Annotated in this window: 17 protein-coding genes; 3 read left to right on the top strand and 14 right to left on the bottom strand. The window is 55.7% G+C overall.

All coding sequences use genetic code 11. From position 1 onward, the window contains the following. Positions 1-205 precede the first annotated feature (205 nt). The 5 genes from Mal52_RS13610 to Mal52_RS13590 form a co-directional block, all read right to left on the bottom strand. A complete protein-coding gene (locus Mal52_RS13610; RefSeq protein ID WP_145376753.1) occupies positions 206-649 on the bottom strand; it encodes a hypothetical protein in 444 nt (147 codons plus the stop codon). A gap of 351 nt (positions 650-1000) precedes the next feature. Next, on the bottom strand, positions 1001-1513 hold the full coding sequence (locus tag Mal52_RS13605; protein WP_145376752.1) for a DUF6985 domain-containing protein: 513 nt from the start codon (positions 1511-1513) through the stop codon (positions 1001-1003). Between the two features lie 90 nt (positions 1514-1603). After that, on the bottom strand, positions 1604-2638 hold the full coding sequence (locus Mal52_RS13600) for a ThuA domain-containing protein (RefSeq protein ID WP_145376751.1): 1035 nt from the start codon (positions 2636-2638) through the stop codon (positions 1604-1606). Between the two features lie 130 nt (positions 2639-2768). Next, complete coding sequence (locus Mal52_RS13595) at positions 2769-3152, bottom strand: outer membrane protein assembly factor BamE (RefSeq protein WP_145376750.1); 384 nt, start codon at positions 3150-3152, stop codon at positions 2769-2771. Between the two features lie 65 nt (positions 3153-3217). After that, the gene (locus Mal52_RS13590) at positions 3218-3910 is read right to left on the bottom strand and encodes an NAD(P)-dependent oxidoreductase (protein WP_145376749.1); all 693 of its coding nucleotides are present in this window, start codon (positions 3908-3910) and stop codon (positions 3218-3220) included. A 221-nt stretch (positions 3911-4131) separates the two neighbouring features. Between Mal52_RS13590 and Mal52_RS13585 the strand changes: the two genes are divergently transcribed. Then, a complete protein-coding gene (locus Mal52_RS13585; protein WP_145376748.1) occupies positions 4132-5925 on the top strand; it encodes an aspartate kinase in 1794 nt (597 codons plus the stop codon). Positions 5926-6128: 203 nt separating this feature from the next. Here Mal52_RS13585 and Mal52_RS13580 read toward each other — a convergent pair whose 3' ends face one another. The 3 genes from Mal52_RS13580 to Mal52_RS30510 all read right to left on the bottom strand — a co-directional run bounded on the left by Mal52_RS13580 (position 6129) and on the right by Mal52_RS30510 (position 8239). After that, on the bottom strand, positions 6129-6518 hold the full coding sequence (locus Mal52_RS13580) for a hypothetical protein (protein WP_145376747.1): 390 nt from the start codon (positions 6516-6518) through the stop codon (positions 6129-6131). After that, on the bottom strand, positions 6518-7537 hold the full coding sequence (gene nadA / locus Mal52_RS13575; RefSeq protein ID WP_197534895.1) for a quinolinate synthase NadA: 1020 nt from the start codon (positions 7535-7537) through the stop codon (positions 6518-6520). Before nadA ends, Mal52_RS13580 begins: the two co-directional genes overlap by 1 nt. Positions 7538-7657: 120 nt before the next feature. Next, complete coding sequence (locus Mal52_RS30510) at positions 7658-8239, bottom strand: NADPH-dependent FMN reductase (RefSeq protein WP_145380646.1); 582 nt, start codon at positions 8237-8239, stop codon at positions 7658-7660. A gap of 331 nt (positions 8240-8570) precedes the next feature. Here Mal52_RS30510 and Mal52_RS13565 point away from each other — a divergent pair, with 331 nt between their 5' ends. After that, positions 8571-9560 carry a Gfo/Idh/MocA family protein gene (locus tag Mal52_RS13565; RefSeq protein ID WP_145376746.1) on the top strand — a complete coding sequence of 330 codons (990 nt, stop codon included), beginning with the start codon at positions 8571-8573 and terminating at the stop codon, positions 9558-9560. Between the two features lie 14 nt (positions 9561-9574). On the opposite strand, the gene Mal52_RS13560 is transcribed toward Mal52_RS13565, so the two are convergent. From Mal52_RS13560 to Mal52_RS13545, 4 genes are all read right to left on the bottom strand, one after another. Further along, positions 9575-10363: a TIGR01457 family HAD-type hydrolase gene (locus tag Mal52_RS13560; protein ID WP_145376745.1), complete on the bottom strand. Its 789-nt coding sequence runs from the start codon at positions 10361-10363 to the stop codon at positions 9575-9577. Positions 10364-10833: 470 nt separating this feature from the next. After that, positions 10834-12333, bottom strand: coding sequence for a hypothetical protein (locus tag Mal52_RS13555; RefSeq protein ID WP_197534893.1), 1500 nt, complete (start codon positions 12331-12333; stop codon positions 10834-10836). 304 nt (positions 12334-12637) lie between these two features. Then, positions 12638-13633, bottom strand: a complete 996-nt coding sequence (locus Mal52_RS13550) for a glycosyltransferase family 2 protein (RefSeq protein WP_197534892.1) — start codon at positions 13631-13633, stop codon at positions 12638-12640. A 23-nt stretch (positions 13634-13656) separates the two neighbouring features. Beyond that, positions 13657-15003: a glycosyltransferase gene (locus Mal52_RS13545; protein ID WP_145376742.1), complete on the bottom strand. Its 1347-nt coding sequence runs from the start codon at positions 15001-15003 to the stop codon at positions 13657-13659. A 432-nt stretch (positions 15004-15435) separates the two neighbouring features. On the opposite strand from Mal52_RS13545, the gene Mal52_RS13540 reads away from it, so the two are divergent. Next, a complete protein-coding gene (locus Mal52_RS13540; protein WP_145376741.1) occupies positions 15436-16866 on the top strand; it encodes a glycosyltransferase family 2 protein in 1431 nt (476 codons plus the stop codon). Positions 16867-16912: 46 nt separating this feature from the next. On the opposite strand, the gene Mal52_RS13535 is transcribed toward Mal52_RS13540, so the two are convergent. Together Mal52_RS13535 and Mal52_RS13530 are read right to left on the bottom strand one after the other, a co-directional pair. Then, positions 16913-17707 carry a class I SAM-dependent methyltransferase gene (locus tag Mal52_RS13535; protein WP_145376740.1) on the bottom strand — a complete coding sequence of 265 codons (795 nt, stop codon included), beginning with the start codon at positions 17705-17707 and terminating at the stop codon, positions 16913-16915. A 121-nt stretch (positions 17708-17828) separates the two neighbouring features. After that, entirely contained in the window at positions 17829-18491 is a 663-nt protein-coding gene (locus tag Mal52_RS13530; protein ID WP_145376739.1) for a hypothetical protein, read from the bottom strand. Positions 18492-18615 lie beyond the last annotated feature (124 nt).

Here is an 18615-nt window from a genome sequence, read left to right as displayed (position 1 = left end):
TGCGCAAACACCAAACAACACCCCGCACAACAAATCCTACTCCGCACCCAAAATCGTCGCTACCCACCCCGTCGGTGCCCATCGTTACTAAACGTCGCCGTGCAGCCCCGAAAGATTCCGCTTTCGGGGCGGCGCAGCCGTGGGAATTTTACCGACTTCGTCGGACCAAAAATAATTTTCTGGGCCACCCCAAATAGAGGGCGCTTTACAGCAATATGTTAATCCACCAGATTTCGTAGTCTCGGATCTCGGGATGACGGGCGACGGTTCGTCTAATTAGATCGGCCACCGTGACCAATTCGACGACCAACAACAAGCACGGAATTGCGAAGCCCGCTATGGACCAGACCACCCACCATTTTTTCGTGTATGATGGCGAGCCAACGTACAGATTCATTCCTGCTAACGCGACAAGGAATAGAAACAGGTACAGCGGAAACACGGAGTCGGAAGGTGTATAAACCACAATCCATTCACTCATCGCGACGAGAGCCTGCCAACTAGCTCCGATCGCGACATCATTGTAGTCGTGATGCACCTTCGCGTAAGCCGTCATGTAAAAGTAAAGCGTGTAGAGAAATACGAACCAACACAACAATTGGCCAATCAGCAGTGCAAGCGTGATCTTTCTGATTGGCGATGTTGCCATGGGACATTCCCCCAGTCCGTCTTACAAGTTGGGTCATTGTTCCGGTGCATGCGACAATCGCTGTATTACAACTAACGATCGCCGGAGCTTGTTGGATCAAATTGCCTTTTGCCAGCAGGGTAGGAACCGCAAACCACGTTGGGCACACAAACTACGGTCCGCACATCGGACCCTACTCCGCACCGAAAATCGCCGGGTGGCCCCGAAAGATTCCGCTTTCGGGGCGGCGCTAGCCGTGGGAGGCATTGGTGTTGATCCGACGATTTCTCAGCACCCTCCTGCCGACTTCGTCGGCCCAGAAAGAATCTTTCTGGGCCACCCCGAGGTCTGCACAGCGGACCCTACGGTTGTTCAAACGATTTGGTCTTGCTCCTCGGGGAGGTCGAATGCATCAGTGTGTGTTAGGTGTCCATCTTGATAACTTACACGACTTAGGACTTCCCCCGCGCGGTAAATGATCTGCAAACCATGCTCAGGCTCCCAATCACATTCGGCTGCGATTTGGACATAGATTTCCCGATCACCCCGAGCTCGCCGCTCTACAAATACCTCGGTTGGATGGACATGAGACCAGACATCCTCCTGTGAGTTGATCGGCGAGCACCAACCGAATTCGGCTGCCAATTCTGTATATCGAAGATAGTACTCGAACACGTAAGAGCCGACGGCAAGGCGATCGCGCCGGTCGAGGTCTAAGAAATTTCGAACGACCGCAACAGTTTCATTTTTATCGGACTCCTCCAAACCACAAAGCGTGAATGCTAATTCTAGACCGTCGAAATAAGGGACAGCGATGGGCCTGGAAGTCAGCCAATCTGGAACATCAGTGTCTGGCGAAAGAGGACCAAGTTCGGATATGTCCATTAGCAAAATCTCCTATGCCACAATGTAACCCGAATCATTCTGCATGCAGGACGGCGCAGCCTTTCTTAATAGCAGTCCGCACAGCGGACCCTACTCCCCACCCAAAATCGCCGATTCCCACCCCGCAAGATCCGCTGGCTTCACTCCCTGGCGGTGTCCATCGAAATTAAACGTCGTCGGGTGATACGGGCCGATGAAGGCGATGGGGTTGTCCGAGGCGATCGCTTTGTCCATTCCCAAGCACCACAGATGGGCGTTGATCAGTAGGCGGCGGAAGCCGGGGTTGAGGATGTCTTCCGAAGCGCCGTGGGTGGTGGCGAAGACGCGTGATTTTGGGTTGTCCGCTTGGTACTGGCGGACCCAGACGACGGGTAGGATTTCCTTGGTCTCGTCCGACTCGGCGGTCGGTTGCATGCCGTTGAGGATTTGTCCACGCGCGAGGATCGTGCTCCCTTCGCGCGGGTGCGCGTTGTAGCCGCCGCACTGCACGTGCACATTGTTCACGCCTCGCAGTATGGGATGCTTGCGTTGCCGCGGTTCTAATAATAGCCGCGAGCTTTGCTGATGATTGCGGCCGTAGTGGCCGACCCAATGTTCGCCGAGGATCGCTTCGCCAAAACCGCCTTGCCAATCCTGCTGCTCGCCATCGTAGCCTTCGTTATAGTGGGCGAATTTGCCTTTCAGGCCGTTGAAGGCGTGCGTCGAGGTCCGCAAGCCGATCACCGGTTTGCCGCTGGCGAGGTAGTCGTCGATGTGCTGCATCTGCTCATCATCGAACGCCTGAAACCGCGTGAACAGCACCATCAAATCGGCCGTCTTGAGCGCTTCCAGTCCGGTGATGTGATTGCTCCCCGGCTTAATCGTGCCGTCCGCCGGATCGGTCGTGAAGCACACACTGCATTTGAAACCATAATCTTTGGCCAAAATCCTAGCGAGCGCCGGCAAGGTCTCTTCGCCGCGATACTCATGATCGCCGGCAATGAACACGATGTGCTTTCCCTGACCAGGCCCGGCATCGCCTTCCCAAACCACACGATTGGGATGCGGCTCCGCAGCGAACAGAGCAGGGGAGGCGAGTGTGAGCAGAGCGAGAGCGGCGGTGATTTTCGGGAATGCGATCGGCATGTGCGGGATCCATCGGTGCGGGTGTGATGTGGGTTTGGTTGCGTCTAGGGTACCGTGAATTGCACCGGGCGGCAAAGAAGGCGGGGGAACGGCTTACTACGTGGGGAAATGGACGGTCCGCTACAGTTGGTTAGTTTTCGAACACCGACGTCTCAATGACCTTTCCTGATCCGTCGAAGACGACGACAAATTGTGCGGTATCGAATGCCTCGGGAGTCAGGCCGATATCGTAAAAGAAATAGATGTCCGCATTCGCTGCGGGACGTGTCACCTCCTTGGCCAAAGCTTCATCATCGGGTTTCCCGAGCAATGTTAACACATCACTTTGATTCATTCCGGGGTGAAGATGATGCGTCTGGATATCGAGGATCATGAACTGCCGTTTGTCCCCGCCGGCGTTCCACAATTTCTGATCAAAGGGAGCTTTATTAAAAGGCGCGGCTGAGGTTCCACCGGAACAGCCCAATCCCAGAAGCAGCCCGCACAGGCTTAAGATGAGGAACGGTGTTTTCATGTCGACGCTCATTCTTCGAGTAGCTTTCAGTCAATCTAACGCCAAGGGATTGTTTGGCGGTCGGGTTATTGCACAGTCACTCCCGCATGCTCCAGCGCCGATGCCGTCTTACACCCAACGATCGCAGGGGCTTCGTGGATCAAATCGTCGTTCGTCAGCGCCTCGACCATGAATAGGGCGAAGTCGATGCGGCGGGTGAGGTTGCTTTTGAGGATCGGATCGCCGACGTGGTGGCTCCAGACGGGGAGGCCTTGGCTGGGTCCCTCTTCGAGGTCGCTGCCACGAACGACGGTCCAACGGGTGTCGCTGTCGAAGATGCGGCGGCAAGCTTCGACTTGGTCGTTGAGGTCGACCAATCGTACCAGCCGCACGATAAAGCCGATGATTGCCACAAGCACTTTGAACAACGTTGAGTAGACATCCTGGCCATCGCGGGTGATGTGCCAGCCGCAGGAGAAGATCAACCGCGCCCCCGGTTGTGCGTAGTCCAACACCGCTTGGGCCGTACCGGAGGCGTAATCGTGAACACCCCACGGAGCGAGTACCGTGAGGACACCGTCACACCCCTGGACCGCTTTTTGAATCAGTTCGCGGTCGTTGGTTGGTCCGGGGAGGATCGTAATACGGTCCTTAAATGCATCGAGCTTGGGGACGCTCTTTTCGCGGCAGACGCCCACGACCTCATAGCCCCGGTCGAGCGCGTGCTGCACCATATATTTGCCTAGTTTGCCGGAGGCCCCGACGATACAGATTTTCATTGTGTAGTGATTCCTACCTATTCGCGAAAAGAGCGTACCTTAATGAATTTATAGCCCGTAGAGCGAGCCCTACGATACTGCCTGTGGCGACGAAACAACATACCATCGGCCCGGTTTCTTCACGCCGTCGATTGCATCTGTTATTCTCTCTGATCGTCTAATGGTCCGTTTTCCCGGGGAGCGTGCGCCCCGAGGTTGTTATTTTTCGAGAGTGAAACGTCGTGTTGTTAGTTGTGCAGAAGTTTGGGGGAACCAGCGTCGCGGATGCTGATAAAATCAAGGCGGCCGCTGCACGGGCAGTGAAGGCCAAACGGTTGGGGCATCAGGTCGTGATGGTGGTCAGCGCCCGCGGTAAGAAAACCGACGAATTGGTCGGGTTGGCGGCGGAAATTACAGAGACTCCGCCGGCGCGGGAAATGGATATGTTGCTCTCGACCGGCGAACAGGAATCAGTCGCGCTGATGGCGATGGCGGTGCAGACGCTGGGCGAAGAGGCGATCAGCCTGACCGGCGGGCAAATCGGGATCGTCACCGATTCGACGCACACCAAAGCCCGCATCCGCAGCATCTCGACCGACCGCATGCGCCAAGCGTTGAAGCAAGGCAAAATCGTCATCGCCGCTGGGTTTCAGGGAACCGACGAGGATTTCAACATCACCACACTCGGACGTGGCGGCAGCGATACCACGGCGGTCGCCTTGGCGGCGGTGTTGCAGGCGGATGTCTGTGAGATCTATACCGATGTCGAAGGGGTCTTCAGCACCGATCCGCGGATGGTGGAAACGGCCCAAAAAATCAACCGCATCTCCTACGACGAAATGCTGGAACTGGCCAGTTTAGGAGCTGGGGTGATGCACTCGCGGTCAATCGAATTCGCCGACAAATTCCGCGTGCCGATCCGAGTCCGTCCGGCCTATTCCGATGCGGAGGGAACTTTGATTGCCCCGGAACCGGCCGATCATTTGCCGGTGGTTACGGGTGTGGCGTTTGTGCGGGATGAAGCCCGCGTCAGTTTGTCGAAGTTGCCCGACCGGCCCGGTGTGATGCAGGTTGTGCTGCAGAAAATGTCGGAGCGCAAAATCCCCGTCGATATGATCATTCAGGACGTGGGCGATGGCGGTTTGGCCGAGGTCTCCTTCACCGTCCCGCAAAATGACCTCGCCGAAACTCTCACAGCCGCCGAGGCCGCCATTGAGGAATTGGGCGCGGGGGAAGTTTTGCACGGCACGAATCTCTCCAAAGTTTCGGTCGTCGGCGCGGGAATGCGTCGGCATACGGGAGTGGCGGCGCAGATGTTTCAAGCGTTGTGTGACGCGGAGGTGAACATCGGCATGATCACCACCAGTGAAATCAAGATTTCCGTGCTGGTTAGCCGCGATCAATGTGAAAAAGCGGTTCATGCCGTTCACGCGGGATTCGGTCTGCACAAGGAACACGCGTTGACTCCGCCATTGGGACAGTCGCATGCCGCTTCGCCCACCGGAGCAACGTTCACTAACGAGGAATGGGAAACCGACGTCATCGCCAAATTGTCGTCGATGGAAGATATCGTGGTCAGCGACGTCTGCTTGGATCGCGAACAATCGCTGGTCACGATCAGCAACATCCCGGACACCCCCGGCATCGCCGCAGCATTGTTCAGTGCCAACGCCAAGGCAGACGTGATGGTCGACATGATCGTACAGAACATCAGCCACAGTGGGTTGGCGCATCTATCCTTCACAGTCCCCAAAGCGCAGTTGCAAACCAGTTTAGAAATAACTCGCGCAGCAGCTGAGCAGTGGCCGACGACAGAGTTAAATTCTCAGGATCACATCGCAAAATTGACGGTCAGCGGCATTGGCCTACGCAGCCATACCGGCGTGGGAGAAAGAATGTTCCACGCGCTGGCAGAGGCTAATATCAACGTGCAATTGATCAACACCAGCGAAGTCCGCATCAGCACGGTGATCGACCTGGAGAGCGGCGAAGCGGCGCACCGCGCGGTGCTGGATGCGTTTGGGTTGGAGGGATGATAGCTTGTCCGTCTTGAGTGGTAATGAAAGTCAAAGGTAGCGCGCCCCTCACCCCAACCCTCTCCCAGAGGGAGAGGGAGTCGTTGATTGGAATTCCCGCGACAATCTTTGCTTCCCCCCTCTCCCTCTGGGAGAGGGGCCGGGGGTGAGGGTTCAACGGCCAACTCCCTGGCCAAATGCCAAAACGTGTCACCGACGAGCTGTCACCCGCCGCTAGCCGATTCCGTTGCGTGCCGCAATATCTCTGCCAACTCCGCCGAAAAGCGACTGCGGGGCATAACCTCATCGCAACCAGCATCACGCGCAGCTTGGAGTGTGGCCGTGGCGACGTGTGAGCCGTAGGCGATCACGTGCGGGCGGTCCGCTGTGGACAACCGTGCGACGACTTCCGCCGGCACGATGGACGGTTGGGCGAGATCGATGATTACCAGTCGATATCCGCCGGCAGCGGGGCCGGGGATTTCTTCAGGAATTGACGCCCGCACATCCATGTGAAGGCCTACGGCTTGGGCGGTGCCGGTGATCTTGCTGGTGAAAAACAGGTCGCCGCTGAGGAGCAGGGCAGTCGAGGTGGATCCGGAGTCGTCGGACATTACTGCAATAGGCTCCGCGTGAGGACTTCTTGTGCTTTTTCAAAATACGGCTGCCACGCGATTTCGGGTTGGCCGGTTTTGAGGCAGTCTCGCAATTTTTGCAATGTGTTGCGGGCCATGTGCGGGCAACGATTACAAGCACAGGTCTCACCGGTCGATTCCATGACACCCGGCACCGGTAAAAATTTGTGTTGCGGCGCCGCCTTCTCCAAGGGATGAATCATCGCCGATTCAGTGGCGACGAGGAACGTTGTGGGCTCGGTGACTTCCATCACATGCCGCCGCATTTTTTCCGTGCCGCCGATGAAATCGCTCTCATCTAAAATCGACTTGGGGCATTCCGGATGGGCGATCACCTGGCTGCCGGGATTATTTTTCTTCACCCGCCGCATGTCCTGGATGCTGAAGATCTCATGCACCATGCAACTGCCCGGCCAAAGGATCATTTCACGGCCGGTGACTTCTGACAGATAACGCCCCAAATGCTGGTCTGGGACGAACAAGATTTCCTTGTCCGTCGGAACACGGTCGATGATTTCGCGAGCATTGCCGCTGGTGACGATCCAGTCCGACAAGCTTTTGACGGCGGCGGAGGTGTTGATGTACGAGACGGTCTCGAAGTCGTGCCCTTTGGCACGTAGGTCCGCTTGGTATGCTGCTAATTTTTCGGCGGGGCAACTTTCGGCGAGGGAACAGCCGGCTAAGAGATCAGGCAGCAGGACTGTCTTTTCCGGATTGAGGATCTTGGCCGACTCGGCCATAAAGTGCACGCCGCAAAATACAATCGTCGAAGTCGAGACCTGCGTCGCATCCCGGGCCAGCTTCAGGCTGTCGCCGTTAAAATCCGCCACATCTTGGATTTCGCCATCCACGTAGTAATGCGCGAGAATCGTGGCATCCTTTTCGACCTTGAGGCGGTCGATTTCGTCCATCAATTCCAACGGATCTTCGTAGACCTCCGGCTCCGTCACCGTGAGGGGGGACAATTTCAACGTCGAATTTTCAGCAAACTCTGACATTTCTCCGCAATCTTTATCTGTCTAGAACCGTTCTATTGCCCAACTGGGGGATTATATCCCTCGGGATACCAAAATATTAGCGTCTGCGGCAGAAATATCACTCTTTTGATTGAGACTCGGTTAGCCATTCAGCTTCTTCAAGACGACTGCGAGGCGCACCGCGATCTCGGCAATGGCCTCGTGTTGTTTCGAGTCTTTTAACGAACCATCCTCGGAAAAAGCGTTGTGGGCAGCTGAAATTGCCATTTGTTGCGGCAGGACGAGCACTTTTATATTGGACAGTATGGACCGCAGGTGAACAAGCCCCCGTAAGCCGCCCAAACCACCGGGCGAAGCGCTCATTATTCCGGCGACCTTTCCAGAAAACGAACTCAGCGCCGGTTCGTCGGGAGTCGCCTTGCGGGACGCCCAATCGATGGCATTTTTGAGCACCCCTGAGAGCGAACTGTTGTACTCCGGCGAAGAAATCAGCAATCCATCGTGGGTCGCCATTAACTCTTTGAGACGCAACGCTCCTGGCGGCAATCCGTGGGCAGCCTCGTCGTCTTGATCGAACAGCGGTAACTCCAAATCGCGCAGGTCAATCACCGTCACCTCAGCCCCAGCGGCACGGGCGGCATCAGCAGCGATGTGGATCAGTTTTTTATTAAAGGAATCGGTGCGTGTACTGCCGGCAAATGCCAAGATTTTGGGTGTGGTCATGGGTTCCTCGAATTCAGTAAAAACGTAGCGGGAAGCATTGATTGTGTTTGGGTAAGAAAATTCACCACGAAAGAAACGAAAACCACGAAAACAATGCAGAGAAAAACGACTATGCCTAGCGATGCTGCAGTAGAACTCCCAGCAAAAAGGTTTGGATGAAAAACTTAGATCCTTTTTCGTGTCATTCGTTTCTTTCGTGGTTGTATTTTCTCGTTGTTGCGGCCACAAGCAGTGAGAGGATGCTAATGGTTGAGCGTGACCGCCCGAGAACATAGCATAGCAGGCCACCGTTACGGCAAAAGCCAAAAACCGCACGAAGGAATCTACCACGATGAGCAAAATCCGTTGGGGCGTTCTGGGCGTCGCCAAAATCGCGACCGTCAAAGTCATCCCCGCCATGCAACAAAGCGACCTTTGCGAGATTACGGGCCTTGCCTCGCGGACGGCGGAAAAGTCGCGGGCTGCTGCTGAGGAGTTGGGGATCGCCAATAGCTATGGATCCTATGAGGACCTACTGGCAGACCCGGACATCGATGCGGTTTATAATCCGCTCCCCAATCATCTGCACGTCCCTTGGTCGATCAAAGCGCTCGAAGCGGGCAAGCATGTACTTTGTGAAAAACCGATTGGACTGACATCCACTGAAGGCCAGCAATTGGTCGATGCGGGCAAGGCCCATCCGCAGCTCAAGTTGATGGAAGCTTTCATGTACCGCCACCACCCCCAATGGGTGACCGCTAAAAAACTGGTCAAAGAGGGGGGCATTGGCGAACTGCGGACGATTCAATCATTCTTCTCTTACTTTTTGAGCGACCCTGACAATTATCGCAACCACGCCGACTGGGGCGGCGGCGGATTGATGGACATCGGGTGTTATCCGATTTCACTGTCCCGATTCATTTTCGATGCCGAACCGACGTCTGTAAGCGGGGCAGTCGAATACGATCCGAATTTCAACATCGACCGTCTCGCCTCAGCAACGATGGATTTCGGTGTCGGCACAAGCACGTTCACCTGCGGGACGCAACTGACGCCCTACCAGCGGGTGAATATTTTTGGCACGACCGGCCGGGTCGAGATTGAGATTCCCTTCAACGCCCCGCCAGACTGCCCGTGTAAAATTTGGCACGAAACGGCCGCCGGTATTGAGGAGATATCGTTTGACATCTGCGATCAATACCGCATCCAGGGGGATCTATTCTCAGAAGCAATTCTCAATAACACTCCTGTTCCCACACCGATTGAAGATGCGGTTGCCAACATGCGCGTCATCGAGGCGATTGTGCGGGCAGGCAAAGCGGGGGTCTGGGAACAGGTTTAAAGAAAGTGCGATATTCACGCAGCGGAGCCGGCGACTAATTCAAGGGCATCGCACAGGTCAGCGATCGAATCAACGACGCGCCCCGGTTGGTAAGCGAAATTGACCAGATCGTCCCGGCAGGTGCCCCCGGAGAGGACCAGCACGGTGTTGTAACCCATTTCAACGCCACCCAGGATATCGGTTTCCATGGTGTCGCCGATCATCGTGACTTCGGACGTTGCTAGCCCCAATTCTTTGCGCGCATGACGCATCATAATTGGGCTTGGTTTTCCGACGCTGAACGCCTTTTGCCCGGTTGCGGTTTCCAGCATGGCCACAATGGCTCCACAGCCTGGACGGAGTCCGTGTTGGGTCGGGCAATTCGGATCCATGTTGGTCGCAACCAATTTTGCGCCGTTTAGAATCATGCGGACAGCGGTTTCGATCATTTCAAAGTTAAAGGACCGCCCTTCGCCAACAACGACATAATCGGGATCGTGGTCGACAATTGAGTAGCCATTGGTATGCAGGGCTTGGGTCAGTCCCCCTTCGCCAATGACATAGGCAGTGCCGCACGGTTTTTGCCGTGCCAGAAAGCGCGCCGTGGCCATCGCGCAAGTGAATACGTGCTCTTCTTCCACGTTAATTCCCATCCGCATCAATTTCGTGGCGACGTCACGTCGCGTGCGTTGACTGTTGTTGGTGAGAAACAGAAAGGGAATATCTTCCCGTCTCAGCTTTGATATGAACTTTTCCGCGCCCGGAATCAATTCGCTGCCCCGATAAATCACACCATCCATGTCGATCAAAAATCCGTGGTTCATAACTAGTCTTTCTCATGTTTTGTTTTGGCCTGAGGCCGCAAACTGCGGGCGATGGCCGTCCAGCCACTGAGAGAGTGCAATTGATGTGCCAAACCGAACCGCCCGCCGGCACAATGCCGCAAATCACTAACTGTAAACGGTTTACGAAATTAACACAAAATACATCTCCCGCACATCGGCTGGGTGATGCCGCGCCTAGCGGCATTCCCAACGTGGTTGACCCGATATTCGGCTGAGCGGGTTGCCAGGAGAGCGTGAAGAGACAGTTCCGTCACGCCCCAATCGCCTTCCGAATATTATTCGGGGCATTTGAAGAGCGGATGAACCATCGAACAGGAATTGATGAAGCAGGGCGGAATCTGAGCGGGACCATGGCCAAAGGTTTATCGCCGACGCAACGGTTCACTGTGGACCTGCTGTGACGTTGAGCGCAGTGTTCAATCCGCAACGCATGCTACGTAGCTAAGCGGTTATGCGATGACTTTGCAGTCGGGCAACTGTTCTTGCAGTTCCTGGACGCCTTCTTCGGTCAGCTCGGTTTTCTTCAATTCGATTGTCTTGAGTTTGGTGAGCTTCTTGAGATGCTCATTCCCCGCGTCCGTAATATGCGTGCGGTAGAGCAACAACACTCGAAGATTAGGCAGCGCGGTCAAATGTTCCAGACCGGCATCGGTAATCGAGGTACGGGACAAGGCCAACGTTCGAATGCTGGGGAGTTTTTCCAGTGCGGCCAATCCCGCGTCGCTAATGTTGGTGGAGATCAAATCCAACGTGTCGAGATGTGGCAGTTTTTTGATCTTGGCCAATTCCTCGTCGCCAAAATCCTCGACCCCTTCGAAGAACGCTCCCTGGATTTGGAATTTTTCGTCGGGTAGTGCATCGACTGATTTGACGTTGAGTACCTTTTTACCGGCCGTTTGAATTTTGACAAAACCGCCAACGCTCAACATCCACTTGACGACGTCCGCTTCGCCAGATTTTTTGGGAGCGGGAACCGTATCCTCGTCCGCGGCCAAAAACGCGGCGGCGACATCGTCGTCGTCCATGCCTTCGTCCAACACGGGAAACGGGCTTCCCGAGAATTCCGGTTCCGCTTCATCGGCCGACGTATCGAGAGTCGGCGCGCCGATGCCAGCGGCATCGCCTTCGCTTTTTTTGCGGATCTTCTTTTTCTTGCGCTTCTTCTTTCGCCGCGGCGCCGCACGCGCCGGCTGCTGCATCTCCGCGGCACTGCTATCACCCTCCGCTTCGCCATCATACTGGTAGGATGATTCATCTCCCATTGCGGGACTCGAGGAACGTCGCTTGAAGAGGAACAACATCCCCCCGACGACCGCGAGAAAAATCAAACCGCCACCACCGTAGACCAAAAGATTGGTGATCGGAAAAGTACTTGGTATCTGTTGAGGCGAAGGGGCCGGATCCGGAGAACCATCGCCTTTCGGGGCAGGTTTTCCACCACGTGGAAATGGCTCAGCTCCGGAGGGCAACGGAACATTCTCTCCCGTCAAAGGAAAGATGAACACGTTTCCCGTTTCAGTTTCTGCATCGGGCGGCAAGACCAGTGCGGAGAGGTCTGACTGTGCTTCGTCGCTGTACTTCTCAGGCAGAAGTTGTTTCAACCCCTCCCCACTAAAACTGACCGTCGGCTCAGGGCGTTGGGGATTATCTCTGCCATCGACATAGTAATCGACCGTGATCACATAAGGTCCCGGCGGCAGTCCAAAACGGTCGCCGTCGCGAATTTCATAGCGGCCGCGGAGATCGGTGACCGCAGCGACCGTCCGCCCTCCCACTTGTTGAGGATGAAAAATGATACGGGCAAATGGTAACGGGGTGTCGTTCAGCGAGACGGCGCCGGCAACCGGTACCGGGTCGCCACCTATGCCCCCGCAGCCAGCGGCACCAGCCATGGCAAGACCGGCAACAATCACCCCCATCAGTCCCAACCGCATATCCCGGGCCGACATCGTGTTACCCTTCCGCAATTTAGTCACTGTGGCCATTCTCCGCCTGAAAAAAGTCTGGAATTCGGCAATTTGAGCGCGATTCGAGGCAAGTTCCGTACCCCCTAGCCTAATCCCAAGACAACGCCCAACTTATAGCGTGCACTTTGGGCGCACGGTTGTCAAGAAGTGTAGAGGTCGGCAATTTTGATTTTGCCAGTTCCCCCAGAGCAAGCCGAACGAGAGAACGGGCCTCAGCGGCCGAACATTTCGAGAAGTCGCCTACCTAAAACGTTGTCCTGCACGCGAAGAACGCCCCACACAACAGTTAATTCGCTTTGCGCAGCGGCATTGTTGGAAACACCAGCGGACAGGCCTGCGGTTGTTTGATCGACTCTGAAAAGTCGGTGCGATGGACCCAGTCGATGAATTCACGCCGTTGTTGGGAAAGCTGAAAACCGGGGGCGGTATCGCCGTAGGCTCGAAGTTTGACCGTCCGCAGATACAAACCGGGGGCAATTCGCATGAGATGCAAAATTGTGATTTTAATCGACCGCCGCACCATGAGGGCGAATAAGCCCCAGGGACGTTGTGGCAAGATTCCTTCGTGGTACAGCATCCGCAATGCCCGCTTCTGGGCTTTGTTGGTATCAATGGACTTCTGCAAATTGACTTCGCGATCCTCTTGATAGACGGCCGAAGCATCGTTGTCGTAAAAGCCGTTGTAATGGCCGCCCAAGGTCATCACGATCCGAAAATCCTCACCCGGTCCCCCTTGCTCGCGAAAGATGTCATAACCGATCTCCCGGGCCAACTCGACCGGGCAGGCCAATGTGGAGTGCACGAAGAAACGCGGCAGGATACCCGACGCCGGTAAGAATCCTCGTACGCCTTTGATTCTCAATGTGTTGTCGACAACGACCGCATAGGAACAGTAATAATCGTAATCTTGCTCGCGAGCCGCTTCGATTCGTTCCAGGCGGTCCGGAAAGTAGATGTCGTCCGCATCCCATAAAACAACCCAATCACCACGGCAGGCTTTGAGTGCTTCGGTCCGCGCATAACCGCGCCCTTGGTTTTCCGGATAACTAATGAGGCGAATCCGGTCATCGTCGATCGACCGAACAATTTCAGCGGTCCGGTCCGTGGAGCCGTCGTCCACCACGACCCATTCCCAATCCGTAAACGTTTGTTCCCGCAACACTCCGTAACAGCGATGGATAAACGCTTCGCCGTTGTAGACAGGAGTCATCACAGAAAACGTTGGTGTCTGCGTGTTACGCGGATCCTTGGTGGTGGATGCCGCTATTTTGATGCTATTCACAGGCTTTGATTCCATCGAAGTTTTTATGCGGCTTTTTGCCAGACCGTTGTGGGAGCGTGAACCGTTTCTGTGGGGACGGCCAATTCTAGATAACGGGCTGCGATGTTTTCGATTGTGAAGGGACTCATCCATTGACGTAACGTTGACGCACTGACAGTGGGCGGCGCAGTAATAAACCTGACCACATCACGGATCATTCTTCCGTGGCCCAAGAACTCGTTGTCGCGGAGCGTCAATGTCGCCGGATGGGTTCGCAAGAAAGCTGCGGAACTGTCGTGTTCGATTGTGGTTAAATTGAGAATCGGTTTTCCTGTCGCCGCATAGTCGACAATTTTGCTGGGCAACTGGTAGCTGGTGGAATTCCCCAAATTGACGAGCAGATCGGCATTCGCAACGGCCTGTTGCGCTGCCGCAGGTGGCACGGTTCCGTGAACTCGTAGTGCGCTGCCGAATTTGCGTTGATACGTGGCAACGATATCGCTGCAATCATTCACGAGCCCGTACAGATGCAATTCCAACCCCCGCTTCGGCGACGATTTGAGTATCTCCCCGAACAGTTCGAACAAAAAGGTGGGATTGCGGATGTCGCGATACAACGTGCCTGTGTAAACCAATTTGAGGGGGTCAGTTTGAGATTTGTCATTCACGGGGCCACACGGTTGCGTTGCCAGTGGCGGGATGACATGAATTTTGTCGGCACAGTCCGGGAAAAGAGCACAATAACGGTCTGCTGTTTCATCACTAGTCACAGAGACCACCGATGAGCGACGAAAGATGCGATGTTCCCAGGCTGTGTTCTTTCCGCGATACAACGCCGTATTGTTCGGGGTGCACTGATCCATGAAGGAAAACGGGTCGCCGACATCGACCAGCCAAGCCGCGTTGCGCAACTGCGCAGCTAGACGATATGCGACTAAGTGCGAGGTGAAAGGAATCGACACCGAGACGACGGCATCGTAGCGATGCTCCTCAAGCAATCGGCCCGCCGCTTTAACCGCCGGCGTCTGCCACAGGCAATTGGAATCGGGCCAGTACAGTTTCTTCCAAGTCGCGTCGTGGCAAGCACGCGCTATTTTTTTTAACCGGTGGCTGCCGGTGCGTGGCGATTCACTCGATCGGCGATCCGATTCCGGTGAAGCAATCGCCCCTCCCGGACGTAATAGACCCCGCATGCGTTCAGAGAGGTTTCCTCCGACGCGGCGAATATGGAGTTGATCGTGGCCTTCTTCACGCGGTTGTCCCGGCGCCCACCCGCTGATCACGTCGACGTGATGCCCCATTGCCGCCCAATGCTGGGCAATGGCACCCCAGCGAACGGCCCGTGGATTGACGGTGGGGGGATAGGAATAGGCGAGAACCAAAAACCGCATACCGCTGTATTGTCCGGTCCGTCGACCGGTCCTTGACGAAGTGAATCGAGATCATCCATGAACGCGACAGGGGCCGTTCCCACAGGAACGACGAACGTGTGGATCCCGCCCGATCGGAAGACCCCCGATTCTGAGATGCGATCCGCGCGTAACCTATCAATATCACTGTTTTCTCGCAAGACCGCTTGAGTTGTGTAGGAGCCTCAGAACGTCGTATCGCATGCCATTGATATCGGTCATTTCCGATCGAATTGCGTTGCTCCGCTGAACCTAGCGAATTACTTCATGCCCCGTGCGGGAGACGGTCGATACGGGTTGTAACGATTGCGCGGGTTGTGTGACTCTGCTGCGGGTATCTCAAATCCCACTGCCATACAATTTTGCCTGATCAGCCCCTCGTCACTAGCCAAACGTCGCCAAGCCGGAGCGATCATGCCTAAATCCACAATTGCCATTGTGACGTTCGTTGCCAGCGGACAAGAAGCTGCCTACGTCCAGTGCACCGAGTCGATCAAACGTGCCTACCAAACCAATAATGGCGGCTTTGCAAACTTGATCGCGCTGCGGATCGACGATCACAACGGCACGATGAGTCCGTCCCAGGCCAGAAATCTTGCCGTCGGAGCCGCCGCGTCGCGCGGGGCGGACTGGGTGCTGTGTATCGATGCCAACGACCTGCTCGCCGCCAATGCGTTGGGCGACATCAAACCATTTCTCGACGACTACGACGGTATTTGGGGTCAGTTGTACACCTTCCAAGAGGGAAGTAGCGAAGCGATCAAACGCGAGCCGCAAATCGACCAAACCGAATCCTTTACGGAACTGCTGAACTATCGTCCAGAGGCGTCGCTGCAGTCTGGGCACATGCTGAGAACAAGTGTGGCCCAACAGTTTCTACATGACGAGTCGCTATCGGAAGGCCACGAATTTGATCAATTTCTGCGGGTCTGGGAACAAGCCCGCTGTGTGAAGATCCCACATCCGATTTCTCTCCACCGGATCGACGGCAATGAATCGGAGCAGAATGCCGTGGCGAAACGCGTGCTCACAAAATATCGTATCAAACATGGGGCGACTGAGGGGACAGCGCCCCAAGAAGTCGACTACGGTATGGACTTCACCCTCTTCGGTTTGATCGGCTGTGGGACTCGCGAAATCGCCGAGCTGATGACGATCCCCAATCAGCGCATCATCCTCGACGAACCGGCCATTCTGGGCCACGAATGGGCTCGGCACGTTCACACACAACTGCGCAAGTGCGGCATTGAAATTGACGAGCAAGACTGGACACGAAAAAATTATCTGACCTTTCAAGAATTCTTCGACGTGCAGGTCTTACCGAAACTTGCAGCCATTCCCCAATGGGGATTGCGGACAACGCGGTTGGAGGGCTGGCAACAGTTGCTCGAAACCTATCCGCCTCGCAACCTGGTTCTGTGCGTACGCGATATTCGCGATGTTGTGTTGTCGCACGTTGATGTCGCACTGCGAATGGGAATTCCGATCGACGGCTCGTTCGTCGAACACCGCACACGGACTTCGGCAGCGGCCTTGATGGAAATCTCTCAGCGTCCGCACATTCTTCTCCGCTACGAAGAGTTGGCAGCCCCCGGTGGGATGCAACGGTTGTCTGAAATAGTGGGCGTCGAAATTCCCGGACCAACCGGTGAAAGCGTGCCGCTGGCCGATGGCCCGGCGGAGCGGCATTTGCTGGAGCGTCGTCCGGAGTTGGTCGCATTCGTGAATCGTGTTTGGAGCACATGCGACGACTACTGCCGCACCTTCGGCTACGAACGGCCCAGTACGGCGGCGCACAATCAGGTGGCCTTACGGCCGCAGGGTGTCGCGCAAAATCGCCGCTGAATCGGTAGGAGAACGTTCCGGACATCGTTGCTCGGGACGTTGCGATTCAAACCGTCAGCAGTGCATGCAGCCACATCGGATTCGCATGGGGACCATTTTCCACCATGGCCTTCGTGACGGTGAATCCTGCGCGCTGGATCGCCGAAATCCACCACTGCGGCTCTTTGACGGTCAGATGCAATGGTTCTCCCAGGATCTTCTGCCCGTAGCCGTCAGGAAACAGGGCGATGCCGAAATAGGCGGCCTTCGCGGTGCACTGGCGCAGGTTTTCCAAACAAGCGGGGACCTGATGCGTAGGGATGTGCTCCATGACGTCAGTGCAGATCACGCCATCATAGATCTCCCCGAATTCTGCCAAATTCCACAGACAACCGACGGTGAGAATTTCGTCGCGGATCGCATCAAAAAATGGATCGAGGCAATTCGCGGAGATGTCAAATCCATGCAGATCGAATTCCTCGGGGAATTCGGTCATGATTTGTTGCATCAACTGGCCAGAACCGCAACCGGCATCCAGAATTGTCCGCACCTGGTGCTGTCGGAAATAACCGATGAGATCAACCAGCTGCGCGCCCTGCAAACCGGGTGAAAATCGGCGGTAGTCGTCGCACTGCCACACCTGCTCGTATTTGCGACGTTCTTGATCGATTTGCTGATCCACAACGGCCGTCGACTGAGAGGCCGGTTGGCGGAGTTGTTTGGCAATGCTCAGCAGTGATCGAGTCGCCGCCTGATGCGTGGGATTGATGCGCAAGACGGCGCGAAACGACTGCGTCGCCTCCACCAGTTGCCCCTGGCTGTGTTGCGCCGTTCCTTTGCGCAAGAGATCATCCGTGATCATGCTGCAAACCTCATCTCAATTCGTTGCCACCGTTGCCCCACAAAGACCATATCGGTCTCAGGGGGCAGCATTCATCAGGCTACGACAAAATGCGACGATTCCACACGGCAGGCCGATGCGATCATTGCGCTGCCGCAGCTTCATAAAGGCGCGGCATCTCGTCCGGCTTGGATTGACGGAAGACGAACTCATTGCCCGGCTGTAGCAAATAGGTCGTGGTGCCTGCGGTCGTGATCCGGCGATATTCCACCGGATAATTCACTGTTTCAGAGGCCCCGGCCAACAGCAAGCGGGGACGCGTCCACCCCATGCCATAGCCGCGCAGCTGGAACAGGACGGCTTGATCGGCCTTGTTGGTCAGGCGCACTAAAGGCAACGTTTGATAGTTGGGGACCGTTGACAATTCCGCCGCGACCCGTTGCCGCCAATACTCTCGAACGCGGGCCGCACGCGCCGCAGCAATGTCACGCTGCGCTTGAGCGGCTTCGTCGTAAAGTTCGAGTTCTTCCAAATAACGTTGTACCAGCCGAGCGGTGCGCGTATTGGGATATTTGGCGATCAACTGCCGTGCCTTGTCTTTGCGTTGCGTGATCTCCAGATCGTTCCATTTGTCCAATTCACGACGAATCTCCTCTTCGGTCAATTGAGGAGTATTCGCTGCTTCGGCCGGTGGCGCGAAAGCGTCGTTGTCTTGAGCGTGAGCGACATTCGACTGCGTCCCTAAGGGGAGGGCTGCAACACAGCCGAGAAACGCGAGAGCAAAAATTGAGTTGATTTGGGCCATGACGTTCACTCCGAGGGAAAGCACTGATTTTGGGTCGATTGAGAGTAGGAAATCGCGGCGGCGGAAATCCACCCGAGCGACACAATCCCCCTATTGTACCACGCACTTTTCACCAATGCGGGCA

The sequence above is a fragment of the Symmachiella dynata genome, assembly GCF_007747995.1.
GTDB lineage: Bacteria > Planctomycetota > Planctomycetia > Planctomycetales > Planctomycetaceae > Symmachiella > Symmachiella dynata.
Note: the sequence above shows the minus strand (reverse complement) of the source record. Positions and strands in the feature narration are given on the sequence as shown.